This window comes from Psychrobacter sp. CX90, from assembly GCF_057396305.2.
The window spans coordinates 3,018,948-3,044,112 of sequence record NZ_CM182008.1 but is presented as its reverse complement, the minus strand read 5'-3'; the positions used below and the strand labels follow the sequence as shown (position 1 = coordinate 3,044,112).

Below are 25,165 nucleotides of genomic sequence, written 5' to 3'. Positions count from 1 at the left end.
ATATGTTATCAATCAGATAGGGACTATAGGGTGCTGTTTTTTGATAGATTCGATAATCGACTCAACCATTTAATAATTGCTCATTTTCTTAAGGTCAATATTGCTCATTTTCTTAAGATCAATAAGGAAAACCAATGATTTTAAAATCAATACTCCCTAAAGCGCTACTTGTCTCCTTGATAGCTATTGGCTTGACTGCCTGCAATATGCCTAATAACTCTGTAGATGGTAAACCTGAAAGTTATGATCGCATTAACCTTCAGGCCAATGCTGTTCAGCGTGTTGATAATGATGAAATAGAAGCCTTGTTATTTATTGAAAAATCGGCCGCCAATCCAAAAAGCCTAACTCAGCAAATTAATCCGTTGATTAAGTCAGCGCTAGAAACCGCCAAAGCCTACCCAAACGTTAAACTCTCAACCGCCAGCCAACACACAAACCCTAACTACAATTACAAAACCAACAAAATTACCTCATGGTCAATGCGTAGTGAACTTAGGTTGAGTAGTACCGATTTTTCTGCCGCCAGCGAGCTGATTGGGGTACTTCAAGATGCAGGCTTACAGGTAGCTCATATAAACTTTAGTGTTTCAGATAAGCAGCGCCAAGACGTTGAAAATCAGCTTATTACACAAGTAACAGATAGCTTTAAACAGCGCGCAGAGGTAGCCCAAAACTCATGGGGCGCATCACGCTACGAACTGGTTAACTTATCTATTAAAAGTAATACAAATGTACCGTCGCAACCTTATTATGGCAATGCCATGTTTACCTCTGCAGATTCAGCAGCAACCAATGAGGCTGCTGCCCCACTGGCAGGCGGCGAGCAGAGAATTGAGATGGTCGCAGAAGGCGCGATTGAACTGGTTAAATAGCGGGTTAAGTAGACAGAGATGCTGCTTTAAAATGCTATGGTTTTGAAATGCTCTGCTTAAAGTTTAACCTTTGAGCCTCATTAAACCTTCTTGTTGCACCGTGGCAACCAAGTTGCCATTTTGCCAGAATTGACCATGGTTTAACCCTTTAGCGTGCGATGTTGTATCGCTCCACATGTCATAAAGTAGCCAGTCATTGATATCAAAAGGACGATGAAAATGCATCGAATGGTCAATGCTGGCCGCTTGAAGACCTTTGGTCATAAAGCTTATACCATGCGGCATTAGCCCTGTTCCCACTAAATAATAATCTGAAGATAGTGCCAAGAGCGCTTGCTGAATAGCAACCGGTTGCGGCCCTAGCTTTGGTATGCGCAACCAGTTTGCTTGCTTTGGCGTCATTGGCTCTGGATGAACGGGATCACGTGGTTTCACAGGTTTAATTTCAACATGGCGAGGCCGCATAAAACGCTCTCGTAAGCCTGCGGGCACATTACCCACATAATGCTCTTTCAATACTTGCTCAGACTCCAAATCTTCTGGTGGGGGGTAGGCTGGCATATCTTCTTGATAGTCAAGCCCACCTTCCATGGGCGCAAAAGAGGCAATCATAGAAAATACAACCTGCTCAACCAAACGACCATCCGCATCTTCTTTATTTTGCACGGCAATCACTTCCCTAGCGGATAAACTAAGACCGTCACGTAGCCGTCTAACTTGGTAGATAACAGGCTGGTTGATACTACCGCCTCGCAAGAAATAGCCATGTAATGAATGGCAGGGCTTATCTTCCTGTAAAGTATGTGCTGCTGCCATGATAGCCTGAGCTAAAACCTGCCCCCCAAAAATACGACTGCCCACATAATCACGGCTCATACCTTCAAACACATCTGGCTTAATTTCAGTCAGTTTTACAGTTTCTAACAACTGGTCTACAAGTGTATGAAAATCAGGCATTTGGCTCTCCGATAGGGTTAGCAGTCTGAATATAATGAAATGCTATAAAAAGGTCTCATTATACATTTTTAGATGTTTTTTGCATTAAGCCTTAGCTTTTTATATAAACACAGTGTCAAATATTTCAATGAAATTATTTATAAAGTGCCCTATAAGTTGCCTTACCAAGCAGACCGCAAAACGCATTATTTATTTAATACTCTACGTAGTCTATGCTAACACTGCTGCCCTCTTTAGTAATAGATAATATTCAAACTACTATTGTCGACTCTTATGTTTATATCCGCGTATCAATGTATCGTTTTATATAAATTTATGGCAATATAGAGGTATCAATTTTAATAGGTTTAACCACTTATCATGTTACCATCTCGTTTAAAACAATCTTTAAAAAACCGTCTTAAAAATCAACGGGAAAAACAAAAAAAGCATCGTGAGGCTAAATCAGCGTCACGGCACGCTGCGCAAAGTTTAAAAGAGCAAGCAGCGGCTACTAGCAATACTATTTCTCGTTCTGGACGCTCAGTAAATCAGCTTTATCGCAAGATATCTGGCAAAACTTTAGATGTGGCTGTTAAGCCTAAGTTACTAGGCGAGCTACCAACGCTTGATACTAGCAATAATGCGTTGACCTTTTATGTATTAAGAGATTATTCCCGATCCAATAGTATACTCGTAGACTTACAGACTCGTGAGTACGGCTTCCCACCGGCATTGGTTGGTGTTGAAGACTCGGTACATCAGGTGGATGAGAATGCGGCTATTATCTTCTTAAACCATCCTCATGCCGGCGATCGTAAAGTATCACCACGACTTGCTAGGCTCGTCAATGCATGCCGACAGAATAATGCGCCAAAAATAAATGTAGTACCAGTGTCTATACTATGGGGGCGTGCACCAGAAAATGAAGACTCATTATTTAAATTGTTAATGGCAGATAACTGGGAAGAGCCTTCTATAGCTAAACAGTTGTTTAATATTGGCATAATGGGGCGAGATACATTTGTCGAGTTTCATCCCCCTCAATCTTTGCATGACATTATTGACTCGCTGACTAACCAAGCAAACACTTCAGCAAATGAGCTCACTGATAAAGCCTTCAGTGATGCGTTAGGAAACCATACGTCTAGTGACAGCCCATCAATGATGCTGTCATCAGAAGATGAAGACGATATCCTATACCAAGCCAAACTTAACCTCCAAGAACAGAGTGCCTCCTCAACGGCATTGATGACCGCTGCTGAAGCCAATTATAGTTTATCGATACTGGTTCAATATAAGCTAAGTGCCTATTTGGACAACAAGCGCAAAAGCATGTTAGGGCCCGACCTGTCTGATAGGCGTAATCTAGTGGATAAGCTTATTTACTCTCCTGCCATTAAACAAGCCTGTAAAGTTGAAGCTGAATCCACTGGTATCAGTACCAGTAAAGCACAAACGCTAGCTCGTGGTTATGCTAATGAGATAGTGAACGACTACTCCTACTCTGTTATTCGTTTTTTCGACCGATTTTTAACGTGGTTATGGACTCAGCTTTACGATGGCGTTGAAGTCCATCATTTTGATCGAGTGCGTGAGTTAGCAGCTGATCATGAGCTGGTTTACGTGCCTTGCCACCGCAGTCATGTTGATTACTTATTATTAACATATGTCATTTTTAAGCGGGGACTGAGCCTACCCTACGTGGCAGCAGGTAAAAATCTGGATGTGCCTATAATTGGCCCATTGCTACGTAGTGCAGTCGCTTTCTATATCCGCCGTAGTTTTAAAGATAACCACCTTTATAAAGCAGTGTTACGTGAATATGTTCATACTTTGATTCAGCGTAATACCCCTATTGAGTATTTTATTGAAGGCGGACGCTCACGATCAGGCCGCTTGCTTCCCCCTAAGCTTGGTATGCTTGCCATGACAGTACATAGCCAACTGCGTCAATCTAACAGACCCATGGTATTTATCCCAACCTATATTGGCTATGAGCGCATCATGGAAGGTGGCACATATATTGGCGAACTAAAAGGTAAGCCGAAAGAATCTGAATCTTTATTAGGTCTACTGAAAATTAGCCGAAAAATTGAGCGTATTTTTGGTCATGTACATGTCAGCTTTGGTACGCCGCTGCATATGGAAGATTTCATGAAGAAGTTTGATGTAGAGCCAAACTCTCTACCTGCTGACCGCAATGACACCACGCTTGATGACAAATCCACAGCCATGATTAATAACCTGAGTGTTAAAATCATGCAGCATATCAACAAAGCTGCGGTGGTCAATCCCATTTCACTATTGTCACTGGTACTGTTATCTACCCCTAAAGCGGCATTAGATGAAGACAGATGCCGTGAGCAAATTGCCCTATGTCAACGACTTGCTAATGATGTGCCTTATGATCAAGACACCATTATTACCGATATGCTACCGCAAGCTATTATTGACTATGGTATAAAATTAAAGCTTATTGAACGCACACCCCATATTTTAGGCGATATGATCAAGGTGTTGCCTAAACAAACGGCAATTTTAAGCTACTTTCGCAATAATATTTTGCATGTGTTCATTATGTCTTCATTTTTAGCAGCCCTTATTGTTCGTAATGGCCGTATCGAACGTAGACAGTTAGACAGTATCGTTACTCAAATGTACCCATTTTTACAGGGCGAACTCTTCTTATATTATGCAGCACGCAATGTACCAGACTTAATTACCAAACAGCTAGACAGTCTTATTAAACAAGACATAATCATTGATTTGGGTAACGATGTGCTTGGTACGCCAGAAGCTAACAGTGAAAACTATCAACAACTGACTATGTTGGCAGCTCCGGTATCACAAAGCCTTGAGCGATACTTTATGACGTTAGCCCTTTTAGCACAGCAAGGGTCAGGCAATCTAACGGCAGACCAGGTAATAGATTTATGTCATTTGCTGGGTCAGCGTTTGTCTGTTTTATATGCCGATGACATCCCAGATTTTTTTGACCGCGCTTTATTCAGCAGCTTTATCGGTGCGTTGGAACGATTTGGTTATGCAAGCAAGGATGAAGATACAGACACCCTGATATTTGATGAGCGTATTAACAACATCGCTCGCTTTTCAAACTATGTGCTGAGCCCTGATGTGATGCAGGTATTGCAACATGTCGCTACGCTCGATGAGGACGAGATTGAACATGCGATTAATGAAATTAACAACAAAAAGCAGAGTAAGTTTAGCCGTAAAAACAAAGCTAATACAGCATAGGTAGTAGAGCAAAACTACACAAACAGGGTTAAAGTAGACCCTATATAACAATCGTAAGTTGTGGTGTTGGATATCGTTGAATGTTATTTAAATTAAACCTTAAATAAAACACGGCATAACTCGAAGGTTATGCCGTTTTTAATACTACTCGATAAATTAAGTCGCAATTTTCTTATATTTCATCCTTTTAGGACCGGCATCATCGCCTAAGGTTTTCTTACGGTACGTCTCATACTCAGAGTAATTGCCGTCATACCAAACTGGACCTTCTGGCTCGAAGGCGAGGATATGGGTCGCAATACGATCAAGGAACCAGCGGTCATGTGACACAACCAACACCGAGCCTGGGAACACTTGAATCGCATCCTCAAGCGCACGTAGCGTCTCTACATCCAAATCGTTTGATGGCTCATCGAGTAAGATAACGTTAGCACCCTGCTTTAAAGTTTTGGCAAGCTGCAAACGGTTACGTTCACCACCAGACAAGTTGCCAACTAGCTTCTGCTGGTCTTGTCCCTTAAAGTTAAAACGACCAATATACGCACGGCTTGGCGTTTCATAATCACCCACTTTAATGATATCTAAGCCGTCTGATACTTCCTCCCACACGGTTTTGCTATCATCTAAATTGTCACGTACCTGACCAACATAAGCCACACTGACACTCTCGCCAAGCTCAACCGACCCTGTATCTGGCTCATCCTTACCCGTCATCATATTAAATAATGTGGTTTTACCTGCACCATTTGGTCCAATAATACCAACGATAGCCGCAGGCGGTACATTAAAGCTTAAGTTTTCATAAAGCAGACGTCCATCAAAAGATTTTGAGATATCATTAACCTCAATCACTTTATTACCTAAACGAGGGCCAGGTGGAATATAAATTTCAGCCGTTTCGTTACGTTCTTGGAACTCTTTTGAGTTAAGCTCCTCAAAGCGTTGCACACGCGATTTAGACTTAGCTTGCTGACCTTTTTGGTTTTTACGAATCCAATCAAGCTCTCTTTTAAGCGCTTTAGCAAACGACTCCTCTTGCTTTTGCTGCTCTTCTAAGCGTTTGTTTTTCTGTTCTAGCCACTGTGTATAGTTACCTTCATACGGATAACCATGACCACGATCAAGCTCTAATATCCACTCAGCAACATTATCTAAGAAGTATCTATCATGAGTAATGGCGACGATAGTACCGCTGTAATTTTGTAAGAACTGCTCAAGCCACGCTACTGACTCTGCATCCAAATGGTTGGTTGGCTCGTCAAGCAGTAGCATATCTGGTCGAGATAGCAATAGACGACACAGTGCCACACGGCGTTTCTCTCCACCAGAAAGTTTGCTAACATCAGCATCCCAAGGTGGTAGACGTAGTGCATCAGCCGCTTTCTCTAGCTTAGTATTTAGATTATGTGCGTCCCATGCCTGAATAATGTCTTCCATTTTGCCTTGTTCTTCGGCTAACTTGTCGAAGTCCGCATCAGGCGCAGCATATTCTGCATAAATTTCATCAAGGCGAGCAAGCGCATCAAGTGCCTCACGCATGCCATCTTCTACATTACCGCGCACATCTTTGCTATTATCAAGCTGGGGCTCTTGCGGTAAATAGCCAATCTTAGTACCCGGCTGGGCACGGGCTTCACCGCTGTAATCGGTATCTACTCCCGCCATAATGCGCAGTAAGGTGGATTTACCTGCACCATTTATACCCAGCACACCAATTTTGGCACCAGGGAAGAAAGAAAGATTAATATTTTTTAGAATTTCACGCTTAGGTGGAACAAGTTTTGACACGTTGTTCATCGTGTAGATATATTGCGCCATTAAGACTCCATTATTCTAGTTTCAGTAGCCAGATTTTCTGTACTATTTGCAGTTATAAAATTAAAAACAAATGATGGCTGCATTATCGCATACTTAGCCTCATCTTATCATCTCCACTTGATAGCTTATTTCCAATTAATACGTTAATACGAGCTGCCTAACAATCACAGATTAGACCCACTACACTGCTAGCATAAAACTGTACTGGTTCTGAATAAGCGGCGAGATAATCTGGATAAGCTATGGGATCCATAGTGATAACGATTGGACTATAAAAGAAAATGCGATAGCAATAAAACAAACACCCTCATTCCTATCATATCTTTGTGATAAAGTAGTACAAATTAATACCATAACACGTAAAAATCAAACACATAAATGAGTGTTAAGTGTAGATAATATGAGTATTAATTGACTGGTATAGGTTTATTGCTTAATACTCTGACCAGTCATTGATTATAATATATAAAGGAATCTGCACATGAAAGAACACGTTAACATTACCCACAACACTGATGCAAAGCGATTTGAAACTACTATAGACGGGCACACGGGTTACATCAGCTATCAGGACCAAGGGGACACTTTAGTATACGACCACACTATTGTTCCAAAAGAACTTGGCGGTAAAGGCGTTGGTTCCGCACTGGTTAAGCATGCTTTAGATTTTGCTCAAGCGGAAAACAAAAAGGTAATCCCAGCCTGCTCCTTTGTAGAGTCTTATATTAAGCGCCATCCCGAGTACCAAGATTTAGTGCATTCATAGCACATCCAAAAATTAAAATAGCAAAAAACGAGTTCAAGCCCTAAGTTCAAGCCCTAGAAGCTATAGTCAAAGAAGTCTAAAATGGTTACAAGGCAACCGAGTGCAAGTACTACTGGAGTAGGCTTAACGAGGTTAACGCCGTAACCGTTTAGTAGTTCGCTGACTATACCCTCGCCACAAATAGTTGGCTCAGTGAGTTTGATACTGCTAATTTATTTTTTGGTAAAATCGCAATACCCCATTCTAAATATTTTTATCTATTAGGAGAGTTTATGAGTCATCTTACTGACGCTCAAGTTGCCCTACAATTAGACGAGTTGCCAGGCTGGACAAAGGATGGCCAGTACATTATCAAAACTTATGAGTTTGGGAGTTTTGTAGAAGCCATTAGCTTTATGACTCAAGTTGCTTTTCATGCTGAGGAGATAGAGCACCATCCTGAGTGGACTAACGTATACAATAAAGTACACGTGCGACTAACCACACATGATGTGAGTGGTATTAGCAGCCATGATATTCGCTTAGCCAAACGAATGGAACACATATTTAAACCCAGAGATGTTTAGATATTTAGATCCATAGATATTTAAACCTTATTAAGTCTGCCTTTACAAACACACAACCTACTACTAAATCCAAAAACTTAAGTAGTCAGAAAAACCAGAGTAAGCCCTACAAATACCAAGGTGGGTCTGATAAATGAATTATGGCTACGACTATGGCTCATAGAGTTTACCCCTCCTATTATATTTTTAAAAAAGGTATAACTTGCCGTTACGGAAAGTTGTTAAGCACCTAAGCCTGTAGTATGCTTCGAATCGCAAAAATCAATGCGATTAAATATAAACAGGTAAAATAGTTGTGGCAAATTTCAACACACACCTCACGGGTGGCTTTGCTATCAGTGGGGTTTTAGGATTAGTGGCTTATAAAGCAGGACTGGTCAACGCTAACGAATTTTTGCTATGCGTGCTGGCTGGCACTGCTGGTGGGCTACTTCCCGATATTGATTCCGATAATTCAACACCTATCAACATAGGCTTTGACTTGATGTCACTTGCCTTAGCTTTTACCTTGACTATTCAATGGCGAAGTTCACTGTCTTTAATGTCTATGTTGGTATTGTGGATAGCAAGCTATGCCTTAATTCGCTATGGTGTTTTTTACATATTTACCCGTCTAACGACCCACCGAGGTATTATTCATTCTGTCCCCTACATGGCTGTAATGGCATTGGCCCTAGTGTGCGTTAACTATTATTTTTTGGAGAGCTCTTCTATTGTCAGCTGGCTTTATGGTTTATTCTTAATGATTGGTACTTTAGTTCATTTAGGACTGGATGAAGCTTACAGTGTCGATTTATTAAACAGACGTCTGAAACGTTCTTCTGGCACTGCCTTTAAATTTTATAAGGACAGCCAGCGTTTTCACTATCTAGGCTTGTACGCCATATTGGTTCTATTTATAACAGTATCACCACCATTTGACCCTTTTTGGCGCAAGCTAACTGATCCCATCACATGGTGGTTATTAAAAGAGGCGTTATTTCCCGCCCTATTAGTAGGCTAATTTATCTCATTAATAGAGTCGTTGTGAGTGCTTATTGTCTACCAGCGCTGAGATTGGTTTCCCTCCTATCATGTGATTTACTGACGAAAGTGCTAAATATTGGCACGGGAAGATTCTGGCGGATTAATTGTGAATATACATAAGAAGTATTGTTTTCGGCAAAACTTAACTCGGCTACTTTCGGATTAATATAGGCGTGTTGATACCACTCTTCCACCGTCCAGTGCTCTGTCAAATAATTATCTTTTAACTCATTGCTCTCATTTGTCTCTTGATCGCTATTGGACAAAAAACCCATATCAAAAAGATAGTTGGGCAAATAGCCAGACATCCATATACGATAATCTATAGGCAAGCGTCCTCCGCTTACTTGTCTCGCCATTTCAAACACCACGTTGGTACAGTTACTGGTCAAGGTGTTGTACCATTGTGGCTGACGTTGCAGTGTCTCTGCTCTGTTTAAGTAAGACTCAAATAAGCCTCGCACTTCATTAATTGTCACACCACGAATCGGAAAAATATATACGTGCTCACCACGCACATTCGAGCGTGTATATAAGATATCCCGCTCCTCTGCGGCGATAAGGCTCATTTCAAACTGACGAAAAAATCCAGCTAACGCTGAAAAAGACTCTCCATTTTCTTTGCGTATCTCCACTGAAAAAGTAAGCGGACGCTCATCAATAAACCGAAAACTTATCAAAGTATGTGCAACTTCTGGGCCCATCCAATATGAGTTAATCACATCCAAACCACTAAGCTTACTCATATCAATCGTTCGACTATGCCAGCGCTCTTCTACTACCTCAATACCCTGTGCATCATCTGCAAGTTTTTTGTAGCTAGGTATCTCGCTTTGCACACTCACATTAACGCCGTCGGTGCGTTTCCAACTAAAGTCTCGCACATTGTGTAGTGTGACAATATCGGGATTGGTATCATCTCGAGTTACGCTTAATGCGCGAGCAACTTGCGGCTGCCACATTCTGTCCTGCTTAGCAGGCAATAGCACAAACCAAGTTGCCACGGCCAGCCATAAGGCAGCATAGCCAAGTAATACACGAACCCAATAGGGGTGTCGGCGCATAAAACCCAATAATGTGATGGCTGCAGTTGAGAAAGCAACTGTACCAAATATCACTTTAAACAAGGGATAATCAGCAAAATGAAACCATATGATAAAACCAAGCCACAATGCTGATAGTAACAAGCTAAGGAATATGAAGGTTTTTATGATATAGGCGGTTATTGCCTTCAGTGTAGACTGTTGTTTTAGAGAACTGTCTAATACTTTATTGTGGCGGGATGGGGAGAGTAGCGTAATTTTTAACCTCCTTAACCTACCTTTTGAGGGGCTTTGTGAGTTTTTTAAATTTTTTAACATAGAGACCTTTTGTGCAGCATTTAAAACTAAATAGCCATCAATCCTTGTGAATATAACAAATTATTTGTTATAACATTGAAAATTTCACACCTATTAATATGCTAAAACCAGCCTATAGCAAGCAAATAATACCCTAGCTACAGCCTGTATAACGATATCTCACACTGACGATAAAAAATATTCTGCTTAACCGTTGAATATAAAACCGCCTTGGGATAAAGTGAAAATAATTTTGGTAACAATACGAGGTTAATGACTTTCCCATGTCTGATGACAATTCCAGTACAGCCAGTTGGTCAATGCGCGGATTAAAGCGCTGGCTAAATACCGCTCCCGAAACTCGCGATGAGCTGATTAAATTAGTGCAGGATTCTCATAAATTTCTAGAGCCTGATACTGTCGATATGCTTGAAGGTGTATTAGACCTGCCTGCCACCCCTGTGCGTGAGATTATGACGCCACGCCCCCAAGTAGAAGGGGTGCATGAGAACGATAGCTTGGCTGATATCATGGATATGATTTTAGAAACTAGCCATTCACGATATCCTGTTTTTGATAGCCAAGATGACGATGCCGTTATTGGGATTTTACTGGCAAAAGACCTTCTACCTCTTTTGGTTAATTTAATCCGCCAAGGTCAAGACACTATTAACTCATTCCGTTTAAAATCCATAGTGCGCCAACCTTTATATATTAGTGAGACCGCCCGCTCAGACACCTTACTCCGTTCACTACAACGTACCCAAGTACACATGGCCGTGGTCGTTGATGACTTTGGCAATATGGTCGGTGTGGTAACCATGGAGGATTTGCTTGAGGAGATTGTGGGCGACATTGTTGATGAACACGACGACATTGTGGAAGACAGTGACTTAAATAATATTGTTCCTCATGAAGAAAAGGCTAATACATGGGTCGTTCAGGCATCTACACTCATTGAAGATTGCAACGAAGAGCTAAACACCCCGTTTGATGATACTGACGTAGATACCATGGGTGGACTTGTGATGCAGGCGCTTGGCGATGTTGGGGGAGATTTAGAGGGAGAAACCGTCACTATTGATGGTTGGCTCATCTCTATCATAGATGTAGAAGGTAGGTTTATTAAGGTGCTAGAGTTAACGCCTGTTAATACAGCCATACCCCACGATAAGTAGGCATAAGGTAGCCTTATTATACGTTTATGATTAGGCTATATGGTATGGGTGTCGTTGATTATTCGGTATTACCCTTTATCTAAAAGCTTATGGCGACTCTAATAACTTATGACAACTTAACCCTTCATGAGAATGTTTGACGAAGATACACAAGAGTATCGTCAAACATTCTCGGCGTCAAACTGTCAGTACTAAATATGGCCAAACCAATTTAAACTGACGATAAGGAAACCGAGCGCAGGCTCGTTATAAAGTAGTAGGTTAGCAAGACAATGGTAACACCATCATAATCTAACATTGGCCTGACGCAACAGCAATTACGAAATAAGTTTACGGGTCATACTCATTACCGACCTTCTTAAGGTTCAATCCATTACTCAGAAAAGTCTAGCTCAAATACGACTGAACTTCCGCTAACCTCAAACCCCACCAATAATAATGGCTTACCAGATGGCGAGTTATCCGCTGAGATGAATGTTAACCCTTCTGGACCTAAATCGCCATCTACATCAGCCGCTAATACTCCCTCTTTTGCAGCAGCAAGCTTGTCATCATCAAACGTGCGTGTATTTACCTCACCTAAAAACTTAACATCAGTTGGGTCAGTGACATCAAAGGCCATCACGCTAGAAATACGCTCAAGCCCTATGAAAGCAATGGTCTGTGAACCAACCTGACCCACTGTAACACCTTCTGGTTCGACACCTTTATTATCACTACGGTTATCAAAGCTATTTTTATCATTACTTGCGTTAAAGTTATCGGGATACTTATCAGCGGTGTACATTGCCATAAAGCTGCCGCTATCGTAGACAGGCGTACTTAAGTCATCAGTATCCCAAATACTAAATGAACGTGCACCAAAACTATATAGGTTCTCATAAACACCATCACCATTGCTATCGCCCATAGATGCTGAGAATTTGATTTTACCTAAAGCTTTTTTATCGCCACATTCCAAGTTGTGACAAGCCATCACATTAAATTTAGCAGGATCAACCTTGACATCATTAAAGCCTATTTCCTCTCCAAAATTACCCCATTCGCGGGCATCACCTTCATTGGCGGTGATGAGATAGTTTTTACCATTGATAGCATAAGTGGCTATCGAATCAGGCATATACATTCCCATTATCGGCCATGTGGTAATGTTAATTGCATCATCTTTATTACTTACATCCAGCGCATTACCTTGAATCGAATGATCTTTTGCACCTAACGGCTCAATGGATGCGACGGTAGCGCTTACAATATCCACAACCGCTATGGCATTATTTTCTTGCAAACTCACATAAGCGGTTTTGCTGTCGCTATCGACAGCAATATACTCTGGCTCTAAGTCTTCAGCGACTGTACTCAACGTACCATCGGCTTTTTTACCAAAAATACGTACGCCTGCATCAAGCAGCGATTGTTTTTGGCTATTGAAGTCTGTAAATGTGGCAGTTTTAACAATTGGGTTGTTGATATCCATGATGTTAATAACACTAATAGAACCTTCGGCATCTACCACATAATCGTCATCAGGCTCACCTTCATTAGCCACTATTAGATAATTACCATCTGGCGTGAAAGTAAGCATATCTGGCAATGCACCCACTTTCAGACTGTTTAAGCGTTTTAACGTATTGGCATCATAAATGACCACATAGCCATTGTCTGTTTTCACATCTGCTTGCACCGCAATTGCCATTACATCACCATATACCGCCACACTGTTCACTGTATTACCAGCGTCTGATACATCCAATGACTGGATAAGTGTTGGTGTCGTTATATCTGATAAATCAAGCACATCGACTTTTCCATTCTGTGCGTTAACCACAAACCCATGTTTACTGGGGGGATGAAAAGCGGTAATTTCTGCGGCAGACTTATCAAAAGCCCCATGAATATAACTACCAGTTTTGGTAAAGGTCACACTTTTATAGTTGGTAGGCGCAGTAACATCTGGTCTTGGATTGTCATTCACATCAACTACCGTGTTTGAGTCACTACCGCAGGCAGATAAAACCATTACTGAAGAGACAAAACCTAAAAGCAGCGTAGACTTCATCAGTTTATGACGTCGTGTTTTATCACTCGGGTTGGATACTGAGCAGTTTCTCATGGATTGGCCTTTTGAATTGAAATTAGCATGAATGAACACAAAATATCTGGTCAGACTATCTAAACTTTGTTAAACCTTAATGACATTAGTCTATTTAGTAACTATTTACGAAAAGCTTAATAGTACAAAGCTTATAGTCGTCAAACTTAGCGGGTTCAACCCATCACTTAAATTAATATCATACAAAAGCCCACTATCTTAATAGAGACAGTGGGCTTAGTAAAAATGGGCTTAGTAAAAAAGATTTAATACAAATATTAGGGCATTAAACAATAGATTAATACAGTGTCAAAGTACGCTTGCATTCGCTTACTTTAGCCCCTTTTTTATTCCATTCATAAACACTATTACAGGGGCTTTAAAAGCATCGCATTAATCTAACTAAATTACTAACTAACGGACTACCGTACGATATTTAACGACGGCTGTTTCATTAATACCTAGTCCTTCAAGTGTCCAGCGTAAATGTTTATAGTATTCCAGTGGTAAATCTTGTACTTGACCATTTATACGGGTACGTAACGGTGTACGACTAAACGTATTACCATCAATACTGGCAAAAGCATTCTTAGGTGAGATATCGCCTAGCAGTTTAACCTGATCAGGGATGCTCATTGTGACCGTCATAGAGCGCATACGATCCGCACTGGTATTGGTAATATAGGTATGATATTCAATGACATTACCCTGACGTAGACGTGTACTTGAATCAATTGGCATCAATGTTGGGTTGCCTTGAGCATCTGTACTGACTAACGCAGCTACCGTTTTTGTCGAAACATTTGTTGCCTCGGATCTGGTACCATCTTCCACCATCTGTGCATTACTGGCGCTTGTTGGATTGTCTAATTCTGGTTCTGGAGTTGGCAATATTGCCTGTGCACTCATACTGACACCACATGCCAGCACCATTAATGCCCGACCTGTTAATTTAGAAGCAACCTTTGACGTGCTAAAGACATCTAATGCTTTCATAAAGCTTTATTCCTTATTATATTTAAAATGATCAATAAATTTTATCTACGCGTTTCAAGTTGTGCAAATGAACTATAGTCAAACTATTTTCTAATAAGCCACTTAAAAATGGTTAACCATACAATTATTCATAATAATCACATTTGCGAAGAATAAATATGAAATATTGGTTCATAGTATGCAATAAAATTAATAAATTATCTGTATTAAGTCCGTTTAACTGTCTTTACTGGTAAAATAAAGATAGCTCAACATGGCATTTTTTGCTATCGTAAAAGCGTTACTTTCTCTTCTTAAAGCCTAATTTGATGTTTATATGATTGATACTGCTATGCCACAAACTACAACTGACTATGTTCATTGGTTTCGCAACTCTGCTCCCTATATTAATACCCATCGAGGCAAAACATTTGTTATCATGTTTGGCGGCGAAGCTGTCAACCATCCTAATTTCAAAAATTTAATTCACGACTTTGCACTACTGCATAGTTTAGGGATTAAACTGGTACTGGTACATGGAGCGCGGCCTCAAATTCAGAAAAACCTCGAAAAACAAGGGCTAAACTTAGAATCTCCGCTTCATAACGACATTCGAGTTACCCCTCGCGAGGCACTGCCTTGTATTTTAGAGGCAGTCGGCGCTATTCGCCTTCAAATCGAAGCTCAGCTTTCTATGGGGCTTGCCAATTCGCCTATGTACGGGTCACGTATTGATGCCGTATCTGGTAACTTTGTTACCGCAAGACCTTACGGTGTTCGAGACGGTGTCGATTATCAAATGACAGGGGAAGTCCGCTCAATCGATGTAGAAGCAATAAGAAACAACCTATTGCATAACCATATGGTCATCTTAGGCTCTATGGGTTACTCTGCAACCGGCGAAGTATTTAATCTATTAGGCGAAGACGTTGCTTTAAATGCCGCTGTTGCTTTAAATGCAGATAAACTCATATTCTTAGGCAGTGAGGATGGCATTAATGAAGAAGGTCGCCTACTGCACGCCATGATACCAAATGAGGTAGATCGCTTCTTGCGCGACCGTGATTTAGATCGTGAAATATACTATTTTTTACACTGTGCAAGTCAGGCGTGTCGCCAAGGCATTCATCGTACTCACATCATATCCTATGCTAAAGATGGCGCCTTGCTTGAAGAGCTATTTACACGAGATGGTTCAGGGACATTAATTAGTCACGACCCATATGAAGAAATTCGGCGTGCAACTATCGATGATATCATTGGACTTATTGAGCTACTTAGCCCGCTTGAGCAACAAGGTATATTAGTACAACGTTCACAAGAACGTCTAGAGCAGGAAATAGATAGCTATAGTGTCATTGAGCGGGATGGTATGGTATTAGGATGTGCTGCATTGTACCCTCTAGATAATGACTCTGCAGAGGTAGCCTCAATAGCCATACATCCTGACTACCGAAATGGTAGCCGTGGCGCAGATTTACTGGCTTTTTTAGAACAACAAGCCCGCAGTCATGGCCGTCACACTCTTTTTGCATTAACCACACGCACCTCACATTGGTTTATTGAGCAAGGGTTCGAAGAGGTCTCAGCCGATACTTTACCAGAGCCTCGCCGTACCGCATATCACAATGGGCGAAACTCAAAAGTTTTCAGAAAAAATCTTTGACACTTACCCCATTCTTAATAAAAAAAGCCTTGCATCGCTAAATGCAGGGCTTTTTTAATACTAACTTTCTCAATTCTGAACTTTACTAACCCGAATTTACTAATGTGGCTTTAATGATTCTACATCCATACTTTGTAATGAAATATCTTAAAGTGACTACCCTTAACAAAATAAAATAGATAGAGAAACAAAGTAAATCAACCCTTTCTAAAATCAGGCAGTTTTGAGAACAAGATGCTAATCTTAATTTATGACTTAGCCATTAACTTACTGTTTTGGCATTTCAGGATTAACTTCCAACATCTCTACTTTAAAAATCAACGTACTGTTCGGATCAATAGCAGGATTGCCTGTTTCACCATAGGCTAAATCAGAAGGGATATAAAGTTCATACTCCCCGCCTTCTTTCATTAAACCCAAGCCCTCAGCAAATCCAGGTATCATTTGTTGAACTGCAAATATAGCTGGCTCTTCACGTTCATATGAGCTATCAAAAACAGTACCATCAATAAGCTTACCCTCGTAGTTAACTTTTACCATATCGTTTTCACTAACTGCTTTACCGGTACCTGCTTTAATGACTTTGTACTGTAAACCAGACTCTGTGGTTTTAACCCCTTCCTTTTTAGCATTTTCAGCGAGAAACTTTTGACCTTCCTCTTTATTAGCAGCCGCTTTTTCTTGCATCTTCTCCATCATCTCAATTTGTTTCTTTTCTTGGTAAGTAGTAACCACTTCTTGCATTTGTTCTTCAGTCAGTGCGGCTTCTTTATCAGCATAAGCATCACGAAATCCCAGTTCAAAAGTATCAAGGTTAAGGTCATCAACTATGTCTTTATTGCCTTTAGCCATCATATAGCCAATGCTATAGCCGACTTTTTCAAGCTCACTACTTTGTTCGTTAACCGTGGACACTGAACCCGCTTTCTCAGCTTTATTACCATTATTAGCACAACCAACTGCTAAAACGCTTATTAAAGCAACTGAAAGAACTTTAGGGGCTATGAATTTTTTCATGTACAAAATCTCTTTTTAATTAAAATAAGGTAATTTAAATCAACTATCGTAAATTGATTGTATTCATTGAATAATCTAGTGATTATTACAAGTTTGCAGTAAACATAATTAATAATAAATGATTGTCTGGTAAGTACACTAAATAATTCTCTTAAAACGCGGTAGATAGTTTTAGATCACACTCAATAGTTAAGCATATTAATAAAAAATTAATAAATACTACTTACACTTATAATAGTTCAGAAATATAATAGTTCACATACATAAATTTATAATGACTCGATAGTTGATAGTACCAAAATAGATATTAGATAACCACTACAGTAGGTTAACTGTTAAATTTAATGTATATATTTTGTTAAAAATTTAAGCTAATGTAACAACTATATACACTTATTAAGCAATAATTAATGTTTAGGTGTTTATTATTGGGAATTAATCCGCTAGAGTGTCGTTATAAACTATCTGTTACTCGGGTACTAGTCATTATCAATGCCATTGATACTTATTTAGATTGATTTTAGATTGATTGGTACTGCCAATTTAAATATTAAGTGATAGGATTTAAACCAGCCTGTGCTATAGAAGGCCAACTTAACTATTTAAATCACAGAGGTTATCACTGATAAAAACTATAGATGTACAAGAAAGAATATTTCTAGTTTATTGCTTCAATTTGTTATTATAAAAGTAGTTGTTTACAGGTTTATCTTCAATCTAGAACTTGAATTTCTTATTACCCGGATTTTAATCATCAATTTTTTGTACTCATTACATGTACTTATTACAGGAGAAACAACATGGACAACATGTTTGTTTGGTTTAATAACAATCTTGGTGGGCCAATAGGTTCAATTATTGCCGCCGTACTTGTTTTCGTTATTGGTTGGTTAGTTGCAATGGCTTTAGGCGGTGTTGTTCGTAACCTTCTTTCTCGTATGAATCTAAACCAACGTATGAACTCATCAACGGGTAAAACATACGACATCGAAAATATCATTTCAAAAGTGGTATTTTGGTTTGTTTTCTTAATGGCCATATCTGGGGCATTGAGCATGTTGAGCTTAAATGCTATATCTGCACCGTTTGCCAACATGATTGACGGTGTACTGTCGTTTATACCCACTTTGATTGGTGCTGTAATAGTCGGTGTGATTGGTTGGGTAGTAGCGACTATTGCTCGTACAGCAATTAATGCTGCTTTATCAAAAACATCACTTGATGAAAAGTTAAGCGCGGAAGCTGGCGTTCAGCCAATGAGTGGTACTATCGCTGATATGGTTTACTGGGTAATCTTATTATTTGTTTTAGTGATGGTATTGGGCAAATTAGAGTTAGATGGGTTATTTGCTCCTCTAACCAACATGCTAAATAAAGCGATTAGTTTCTTACCTAATATCTTTATGGCTGGTGTTGTCTTCTTTGTCGGCCTCATAGTTGCTAAAATCATTCGTGGTATTGTTACCAATATGGTCGCCAGCTTAAACCTTCAGGGATTTGCAGAAAAAGCAGGCATTAGTAACAACCGTGAAAATAGCCTACCTAATATTGCAGGCTCGCTTGCGTTCTTAATGATCATTATCCCAACGACAATTATCTCATTAGACACCCTAAATATTGAAGTCATTTCTCGTCCAGCTACCAATATGCTGAACAAGATTATGAATGCACTGCCTAATATATTTACGGCAGCCGCTATATTAATCATTACCTACTTTATCATGAAGATGGTAGCTAACGTGATTAAGGGATTATTAGAGAACACAACTGTTAATGCCTTGCCTGCTAAAGTTGGCTTACAAAGCGCATTGGGTACTACTAAAGTATCAGACCTTGTGGGCTATGCTATTATTTTCTTTGCCATGTTGTTCGCTGCTATTCTTGCGGCTGATTTATTAGGTTTTGAACAGATCAGTGCCATTATTACTATGTTTATAGCCTTTGGTGCAGACATTATTTTAGGTGCGATTATTCTGTTCATTGGTTTCTGGCTAGCTAATATTATTGCAGGTGTGGTTGAACGCTCTGATAAAGGCTCTCAATTCCTAGCAAATATTGTACGTGTCCTTATCATGGGTCTAGTACTTGCAATGGGCCTTAAAGCAATGGGTATTGCTGATTCAATTGTTAACCTTGCTTTTGGCCTTACATTGGGTGCGGTTGCGGTTGCTTTTGCTCTATCCTTTGGTCTTGGTGGCCAAGAAGCTGCCGCTCGTTTCTTGCGCAAAATGCAAGATAAATGCGATGCTGAAGAAAAGAAACCAGTTGTTAAATCTGAAGAAACGTTACCACTGTCAACATCAGGTACATTACCTTCCGATGACACGTTTAACTCTGATAACAACTTATAACTGAACTCTATAATTGGCTGTTTGCTCAGTGTGTCCGTTTTAAAGCGATACATTTAGCTAACTTCAAAAAGGTAGCCTTAGGGCTGCCTTTTTTAGTAGGTCAATTTTATATACCTAATAGATTATAGGCCTTAATAAGTGTATACCTATACGAATCTGCCAATGTCTATGAAAGGTCTATGAAAGTTTACGTAATTTTTACCGCTTATCATTGTCATACCCTCTATTATTATCAAAATCTGCTATTGTCAAAATCAGAGATAATGAACTATATTTATAGCTAAGCACTCACAAGGATATTACCTATGAAACGATTCAAAGATAAAATAGTCATTATTGCAGGAGCGGATTCTGCAATTGGACACGCAACTGCCTTAAGATTTGCCTTTGAAGGGGCGATTGTGATTTTAGTAGGTCTAGATAGAGACTTTATGGAAAATACAGCAGAACAACTTCCTGTTGATACGACTTGGATACATGCTGAGCCCCATCTGACAATCACATGTGATATTAACGAGATAAGCCAGCTTCAAGCTTTAGTCGAACATGTGATTAAAAAATATGAAAAAATTGATGTACTAGTTAACTTGAATAGTAATTTTGACGTCTGTCAAGTAACTCTACCAGAGCTTATTAAGTCAAAAGGAACTATTGTCAACGTTCCCTCACTATCAAGTATGATAAATGACTGGAATATGGCTACTTATAATGAAGCTATTCATAGCGTATCCAACCTAACCCAGTCTTTAGCGAGGGAAAATGGGGCGTACGGTGTTCGGGTAAATGCGGTTAGCCCAAGCGTGACCCTTGAGGATATGCGTTCCCATGATCCGAGTGCGGACGATAAAATCCAAAGGTTTTTAGCTCGAAGCCCATTAGGCAGATTGGCGAATTCTGAGGATATCGCTGCGGCTGTAACTTTCTTAGCCAGTGAAGATGCAGATATAATTACTGGTGTGACTTTGCCTGTGGATGGTGGCGTGAGTATTAACCACTCAACGCTGTAAATCAACCTTAAGATTGCTGGAAAAAGCATTTTTACGTCTGAAAGACCCTACTTGAGCAAGCATTTTTTCATAAAATATTTTAATCAGGTTTTAGCTTGCTTTAGCTGTCTTATCTATATCCTAAGAGTTTATATCCTGCAAAGGCTTTGACAGCCTTTCAGGATGTTTTGGTACAACTCCTTTATACTGTTCTACTATTTTAGCTAAATCCGCATCTATATTGCCAGTTGGTTCTAAAGGGGACATAAACCGTACTTCTTTCGTCTTATAGTCCATAGCCACAGGAATAATAGGAACATTCGCTCCTTCAGCAATGTAGTAGAAACCAGTTTTCCATTTATCAGTATACTCTCTCGTTCCTTCAGGCGCTAAGCCTAAATACAACGCCTCACTAGAGTTAAAACGATCAATACTGGCTTGTAAAACAGTACCTTGCTTACCTCGATTTATTGCGATAATACCTGCCCATTTAAAAAACGTGGAGAGAACCGGATATTTAAACAAGCTCTCTTTGCCTAAAAGCTTGATGTCAAGATCAAGCCCTAAAACCAGCGGAATGGTGTAAACACCATCAAAATTTGATGTGTGCGGCAGACAAATTAATACAGCCTTTGGCACATTAGGAATAGTTCCTACTACTTTCCAGCCCATTAACTTAAAAATAAATCGTCCAATAGGGGGTGCTATTATCCCGCCACGTCGAGGAACCTTCTCTCCGATAGATTTATAGGTTATTACTTGTCTTCTATTAAATACTGTAGCGTCTGATAGCTTAGGCATCACCCTTTATTCCCACGGTTCATTTTACTCTATACAACCCTAAATTTAATGATGAAAGCTTGATAATCACACCATAATTTCGGCCAAATCGCCTTTCCTTTCAAGCCATGACTTACGGTCTGAAGCACGCTTCTTAGCAAGTAACATATCCATCATACTATTGGTGAGCTGCATATCATCCATATCTAGTTGTACTAGCCTGCGCGTATCAGGGCTCATCGTTGTTTCACGTAACTGCTCAGCGCTCATTTCGCCCAAGCCTTTAAATCGAGTGATTTGGGCTTTTTTATTGCCTGTTATATTCGCTAAAATATGTTCAAGCTCACTCTCATCAAGAGCATAGTGCACTTCTTTGCCAATATCAATACGATAAAGTGGTGGCATCGCTACAAATAAGTGACCTGCGTCCACAATGGCTGGAAAGTGTTTGACGAATAGCGCACAAATAAGGGTGGCAATGTGCAACCCATCTGAGTCGGCATCCGCTAAGATACAAATTTTATCATAGCGCAGTTCGGACAAATCATCTGAAACTGGATCAACACCAATTGCAATCGCTATATCATGAATTTCACGACTCGAAAGTACCGTATCGGGTGATACTTCCCAAGTATTTAAAATCTTACCCCGTAATGGCAATATTGCCTGAAAATGGCGATCTCGAGCTTGTTTAGCACTTCCGCCAGCTGAATCGCCTTCAACCAAAAACAGCTCTGCGCCATCTCGGACGCCGCCTCGACAATCCGCTAATTTTCCAGGGAGTGCAGGACCTTGAGTGATTTTTTTACGTGCTACTTTTTTAGAAGACTTAAGTCGTCTACCTGCTTTCGATATCGCCATTTCCGCAATCTGTGTGCCCAATTCTGCATTCTGGTTTAACCATAGGCTAAACGCATCTTTGGCTTGAGCCTGCACAGCAGCGGCGGCTTCTCTACTAGACAATCGCTCTTTAGTTTGCCCAGAAAATTGAGGCTCACTAAACTTTAGTGAAAGAATGTAATTAACCCCATCCCAAACATCCTCACCTGTAAGTTTGACATTGCGAGGCAATAAGTTATGAATATCACAAAACTCACGTAACGCCTCTAAAATACCAGTGCGAAACCCATTAACATGCGTACCACCTTGTGCAGTCGGGATAAGATTGACATAACTTTCTTGGATGGGCGTGCCACCCTCAGGCAGCCAAGACAAGGCAAAAGTAACGCCTGCTCGCTCCCCTTTTTTAGCGTCATAAGTATAATAAAATGGCTCTGGGGGCAAGGTTTCTAAACCATCAAGCTGCTCATTTAAATATTCCACAACCCCATCAGAAAATTGCCAAATTACTTTATCATTATTAATATCATCAACAAACTCAATGGACAATCCCGCCGACAGGACAGCCTTCGCTTTTAAGTTATGTTTTAACTGTTTAACACTAAAATTGGGCGAATCAAAAAAAGACCCATCTACCCAAAACCTTACTTTGGTACCCCTTTTGCGCTTATTTGAACTGACAGACTCTACTAAATCAGTTGTTGGGGCACCATTTTCAAAAGTAATATCAAATTGAGATCCGTCCCGCCAGACAGTGACTTCTACACGCTTTGAAAGTGCATTCACAACAGATATACCAACACCATGAAGTCCACCAGAAACTTGATAGTTATCCGTTGTAAACTTACCTCCTGCATGTAGACGAGTTAGAATCAACTCAATACCAGTTTGACCAAACTCCGGATGGATATCTGTAGGCATCCCACGACCATCATCTTCAACAGACAACGATCCATCTTCATAAAGTTGCACTTTAATTGATTTTGCATAACCTGCAAGTGCCTCATCAACAGAGTTATCAATGACCTCTTGTGCAAGATGGTTGGGTCTTGTCGTATCGGTATACATACCTGGACGACGACGAACTGGTTCAAGCCCTTCTAAGACTTCGAGATTTTGGGTGGTGTACTGACTCACTATTATTATCCTTAGGCCTATACTCCGCGAGCTGAGATGCAGCTTTGCTTTCAAACTCGCTCTAAGTATCTGACGGTATCACTAGTCGATAGATTTTACTCGGATTAGTCTTATCTATTTATCTGTTAACCAACATAACTGGGTCTGCGTTCTATTTGAGCGTTTATTATACCCAATCTGGTTACTATTATTGGGATTGAATTTTAGATTACGACACACAGTGTCGTTTGAATTATCTATTTATCAAACCCTCATTGTTCATTAGCGGCGCTAAATGCTCGAAGATTAAAGGAAGCTGTTCTGCAAAATCCGTCATGCGATGGTCTCCCCCTTTTTGTACGATGACCTTAGCGCCTTGCCCGCTATAAAAATCAATGGCAATTTTTGAGTTGAGTAACTCATCATTTTCTTTAATAACCACAAGCACTTTTTCAGGATACATCATGCTGTCAAGCTTATGCTCATTGAACCATTGTATATCTGCATAAGTCATATCCCAGCCACCAGAGGTCTGATAAATAACAGTATGGGCATTTTTATTATCTGACTTTGACTTTCTATCAGGATCAAAATCAGGCTCTGCAAATGAACCTAAATCTGAATCTAAACGCAGCTCATGACTATCTATAAATCTTTTTAAACTTAGGTGGGGTTGGGTGCTAGGGTTCAATAATACTGCCGGAGTTCCAGTCTTATTACTAATTAAACTGGCAAAATAGCCACCCAGTGAACTGCCCATAAACAAGGTGCCTTTACCTTCTCTATCTTTCACATAATTGCATAATTTTTTCAACACCTTTGCGGGGGCTACGTTTAAATCAGGGCGTAACACATCAACATTAGGGTAATAACTTTTGCAAAACTGCTCTAGCAACTGTCCTTTAACGGACTGAGCAGAGCTGTCCAACCCATGGATGTATATAATTTTCATGGTATATTCCTATATCAATATCTATAGCCAAGGTGTTCTAGGTTCGCTACAAGGCCTTGGTTCCCAGAGAGTATCCTGATTATAGCATTAAGGATATTTATGGAGATTGACAATATATAGTCCGTCCAATGTTAAACTACTACATTGGAACCCTTACTAGCAGTATTACCCTCACTAGCCATACTACTTTATAGCTTACCCTCGGATTCGTTGTAGGGTGTTTAAATTGCTGTGACTGTAGGCGCTTTCAATGCATGCAACTATATCTTAACAAACACACTGAGTAAGGTTATCATGAAAAAAAACATGATAAAATCAATCAAATTATGACCCCTTATTCTCCCTATGCCTAATCAAATTGAACTCTTCGAGATTGAAAACCCATGCATTGGCGTCTGTCAAAGCAATAAAAAGGGCTATTGTTTTGGATGCCTACGTCATCGTACGGAAAGACAGTTATGGCTAAAGATGAGCAATGAGGAAAAGCGAGAGGTTTTAAGACTTATTGTTGGCCGAAAAAAAAGGGTTGAACAAATGCGCATGCGCCAAAAAGATCAAATGGATTTAGATTTTGAAGAAAATTGGGAAATGGGAGAGTTATTTTGAATCCGTTCAAGTGAACTGACT

At 40.0% G+C, this 25,165-nt stretch carries 19 protein-coding genes; 10 read left to right on the top strand and 9 right to left on the bottom strand.

Translation table 11 applies throughout. From position 1 onward, the window contains the following. Positions 1-134: 134 nt before the first annotated feature. A complete protein-coding gene (locus tag AC2SLN_RS12145) occupies positions 135-875 on the top strand; it encodes an SIMPL domain-containing protein (RefSeq protein WP_486549857.1) in 741 nt (246 codons plus the stop codon). A 63-nt stretch (positions 876-938) separates the two neighbouring features. Here the strand turns inward: AC2SLN_RS12145 and AC2SLN_RS12140 are convergent, their stop codons facing one another. Further along, positions 939-1,832, bottom strand: coding sequence for an acyl-CoA thioesterase (locus AC2SLN_RS12140; protein WP_486530574.1), 894 nt, complete (start codon positions 1,830-1,832; stop codon positions 939-941). Positions 1,833-2,192: 360 nt separating this feature from the next. Here AC2SLN_RS12140 and plsB point away from each other — a divergent pair, with 360 nt between their 5' ends. Then, complete coding sequence (plsB, locus tag AC2SLN_RS12135; RefSeq protein WP_486549859.1) at positions 2,193-5,072, top strand: glycerol-3-phosphate 1-O-acyltransferase PlsB; 2,880 nt, start codon at positions 2,193-2,195, stop codon at positions 5,070-5,072. Positions 5,073-5,228: 156 nt separating this feature from the next. On the opposite strand, the gene ettA is transcribed toward plsB, so the two are convergent. Next, on the bottom strand, positions 5,229-6,890 hold the full coding sequence (gene ettA, locus AC2SLN_RS12130; protein ID WP_486549861.1) for an energy-dependent translational throttle protein EttA: 1,662 nt from the start codon (positions 6,888-6,890) through the stop codon (positions 5,229-5,231). A 481-nt stretch (positions 6,891-7,371) separates the two neighbouring features. Here ettA and AC2SLN_RS12125 point away from each other — a divergent pair, with 481 nt between their 5' ends. The 3 genes from AC2SLN_RS12125 to AC2SLN_RS12115 all read left to right on the top strand — a co-directional run bounded on the left by AC2SLN_RS12125 (position 7,372) and on the right by AC2SLN_RS12115 (position 9,225). Beyond that, entirely contained in the window at positions 7,372-7,656 is a 285-nt protein-coding gene (locus tag AC2SLN_RS12125; RefSeq protein WP_486549862.1) for a GNAT family N-acetyltransferase, read from the top strand. A 272-nt stretch (positions 7,657-7,928) separates the two neighbouring features. Then, entirely contained in the window at positions 7,929-8,222 is a 294-nt protein-coding gene (locus AC2SLN_RS12120; RefSeq protein WP_486530578.1) for a 4a-hydroxytetrahydrobiopterin dehydratase, read from the top strand. Between the two features lie 295 nt (positions 8,223-8,517). Continuing rightward, positions 8,518-9,225 (top strand): metal-dependent hydrolase, encoded by a 708-nt coding sequence (locus tag AC2SLN_RS12115; protein WP_486549864.1) that lies wholly within the window; start codon positions 8,518-8,520, stop codon positions 9,223-9,225. 31 nt (positions 9,226-9,256) lie between these two features. On the opposite strand, the gene AC2SLN_RS12110 is transcribed toward AC2SLN_RS12115, so the two are convergent. Beyond that, positions 9,257-10,609: an Lnb N-terminal periplasmic domain-containing protein gene (locus AC2SLN_RS12110; protein ID WP_486549866.1), complete on the bottom strand. Its 1,353-nt coding sequence runs from the start codon at positions 10,607-10,609 to the stop codon at positions 9,257-9,259. A 263-nt stretch (positions 10,610-10,872) separates the two neighbouring features. On the opposite strand from AC2SLN_RS12110, the gene AC2SLN_RS12105 reads away from it, so the two are divergent. After that, positions 10,873-11,766, top strand: a complete 894-nt coding sequence (locus tag AC2SLN_RS12105; RefSeq protein ID WP_486549868.1) for a CBS domain-containing protein — start codon at positions 10,873-10,875, stop codon at positions 11,764-11,766. Between the two features lie 373 nt (positions 11,767-12,139). Here the strand turns inward: AC2SLN_RS12105 and AC2SLN_RS12100 are convergent, their stop codons facing one another. Continuing rightward, positions 12,140-13,876, bottom strand: a complete 1,737-nt coding sequence (locus AC2SLN_RS12100) for a choice-of-anchor I family protein (RefSeq protein WP_486549869.1) — start codon at positions 13,874-13,876, stop codon at positions 12,140-12,142. Positions 13,877-14,269: 393 nt separating this feature from the next. Beyond that, complete coding sequence (locus AC2SLN_RS12095) at positions 14,270-14,851, bottom strand: hypothetical protein (RefSeq protein WP_486549871.1); 582 nt, start codon at positions 14,849-14,851, stop codon at positions 14,270-14,272. A 316-nt stretch (positions 14,852-15,167) separates the two neighbouring features. On the opposite strand from AC2SLN_RS12095, the gene argA reads away from it, so the two are divergent. Next, on the top strand, positions 15,168-16,496 hold the full coding sequence (gene argA, locus AC2SLN_RS12090) for an amino-acid N-acetyltransferase (protein WP_486549873.1): 1,329 nt from the start codon (positions 15,168-15,170) through the stop codon (positions 16,494-16,496). 267 nt (positions 16,497-16,763) lie between these two features. Here argA and bamJ read toward each other — a convergent pair whose 3' ends face one another. Continuing rightward, positions 16,764-17,513, bottom strand: a complete 750-nt coding sequence (bamJ, locus tag AC2SLN_RS12085; protein ID WP_486549875.1) for a BamJ family beta-barrel-assembly machinery protein — start codon at positions 17,511-17,513, stop codon at positions 16,764-16,766. 800 nt (positions 17,514-18,313) lie between these two features. Here bamJ and AC2SLN_RS12080 point away from each other — a divergent pair. Further along, positions 18,314-19,864: a mechanosensitive ion channel gene (locus AC2SLN_RS12080; RefSeq protein WP_486549877.1), complete on the top strand. Its 1,551-nt coding sequence runs from the start codon at positions 18,314-18,316 to the stop codon at positions 19,862-19,864. 305 nt (positions 19,865-20,169) lie between these two features. After that, a complete protein-coding gene (locus tag AC2SLN_RS12075; protein ID WP_486549879.1) occupies positions 20,170-20,871 on the top strand; it encodes an SDR family NAD(P)-dependent oxidoreductase in 702 nt (233 codons plus the stop codon). A gap of 120 nt (positions 20,872-20,991) precedes the next feature. Here AC2SLN_RS12075 and AC2SLN_RS12070 read toward each other — a convergent pair whose 3' ends face one another. From AC2SLN_RS12070 to AC2SLN_RS12060, 3 genes are all read right to left on the bottom strand, one after another. Beyond that, positions 20,992-21,651 (bottom strand): lysophospholipid acyltransferase family protein, encoded by a 660-nt coding sequence (locus AC2SLN_RS12070; RefSeq protein ID WP_486549881.1) that lies wholly within the window; start codon positions 21,649-21,651, stop codon positions 20,992-20,994. Between the two features lie 66 nt (positions 21,652-21,717). Beyond that, positions 21,718-23,607: a DNA topoisomerase IV subunit B gene (gene parE / locus AC2SLN_RS12065; RefSeq protein WP_486549883.1), complete on the bottom strand. Its 1,890-nt coding sequence runs from the start codon at positions 23,605-23,607 to the stop codon at positions 21,718-21,720. 232 nt (positions 23,608-23,839) lie between these two features. After that, positions 23,840-24,538: a YqiA/YcfP family alpha/beta fold hydrolase gene (locus AC2SLN_RS12060; protein WP_486549884.1), complete on the bottom strand. Its 699-nt coding sequence runs from the start codon at positions 24,536-24,538 to the stop codon at positions 23,840-23,842. A gap of 345 nt (positions 24,539-24,883) precedes the next feature. Here AC2SLN_RS12060 and AC2SLN_RS12055 point away from each other — a divergent pair, with 345 nt between their 5' ends. Then, entirely contained in the window at positions 24,884-25,144 is a 261-nt protein-coding gene (locus AC2SLN_RS12055; RefSeq protein ID WP_486549885.1) for a DUF1289 domain-containing protein, read from the top strand. The last annotated feature ends 21 nt before the right edge of the window (positions 25,145-25,165 follow it).

What these genes read in the sequence shown, in the direction of transcription:
- AC2SLN_RS12145 (WP_486549857.1), top strand. Translation starts at nt 135, where the DNA reads ATGATTTTAAAATCAATACTCCCTAAAGCGCTACTTGTCTCCTTGATA.
- AC2SLN_RS12140 (WP_486530574.1), bottom strand. Translation starts at nt 1,832, where the DNA reads ATGCCTGATTTTCATACACTTGTAGACCAGTTGTTAGAAACTGTAAAA.
- plsB (WP_486549859.1), top strand. Translation starts at nt 2,193, where the DNA reads ATGTTACCATCTCGTTTAAAACAATCTTTAAAAAACCGTCTTAAAAAT.
- ettA (WP_486549861.1), bottom strand. Translation starts at nt 6,890, where the DNA reads ATGGCGCAATATATCTACACGATGAACAACGTGTCAAAACTTGTTCCA.
- AC2SLN_RS12125 (WP_486549862.1), top strand. Translation starts at nt 7,372, where the DNA reads ATGAAAGAACACGTTAACATTACCCACAACACTGATGCAAAGCGATTT.
- AC2SLN_RS12120 (WP_486530578.1), top strand. Translation starts at nt 7,929, where the DNA reads ATGAGTCATCTTACTGACGCTCAAGTTGCCCTACAATTAGACGAGTTG.
- AC2SLN_RS12110 (WP_486549866.1), bottom strand. Translation starts at nt 10,609, where the DNA reads ATGTTAAAAAATTTAAAAAACTCACAAAGCCCCTCAAAAGGTAGGTTA.
- AC2SLN_RS12105 (WP_486549868.1), top strand. Translation starts at nt 10,873, where the DNA reads ATGTCTGATGACAATTCCAGTACAGCCAGTTGGTCAATGCGCGGATTA.
- AC2SLN_RS12100 (WP_486549869.1), bottom strand. Translation starts at nt 13,876, where the DNA reads ATGAGAAACTGCTCAGTATCCAACCCGAGTGATAAAACACGACGTCAT.
- AC2SLN_RS12095 (WP_486549871.1), bottom strand. Translation starts at nt 14,851, where the DNA reads ATGAAAGCATTAGATGTCTTTAGCACGTCAAAGGTTGCTTCTAAATTA.
- argA (WP_486549873.1), top strand. Translation starts at nt 15,168, where the DNA reads ATGATTGATACTGCTATGCCACAAACTACAACTGACTATGTTCATTGG.
- bamJ (WP_486549875.1), bottom strand. Translation starts at nt 17,513, where the DNA reads ATGAAAAAATTCATAGCCCCTAAAGTTCTTTCAGTTGCTTTAATAAGC.
- AC2SLN_RS12080 (WP_486549877.1), top strand. Translation starts at nt 18,314, where the DNA reads ATGGACAACATGTTTGTTTGGTTTAATAACAATCTTGGTGGGCCAATA.
- AC2SLN_RS12075 (WP_486549879.1), top strand. Translation starts at nt 20,170, where the DNA reads ATGAAACGATTCAAAGATAAAATAGTCATTATTGCAGGAGCGGATTCT.
- AC2SLN_RS12070 (WP_486549881.1), bottom strand. Translation starts at nt 21,651, where the DNA reads ATGCCTAAGCTATCAGACGCTACAGTATTTAATAGAAGACAAGTAATA.
- AC2SLN_RS12060 (WP_486549884.1), bottom strand. Translation starts at nt 24,538, where the DNA reads ATGAAAATTATATACATCCATGGGTTGGACAGCTCTGCTCAGTCCGTT.
- AC2SLN_RS12055 (WP_486549885.1), top strand. Translation starts at nt 24,884, where the DNA reads ATGCCTAATCAAATTGAACTCTTCGAGATTGAAAACCCATGCATTGGC.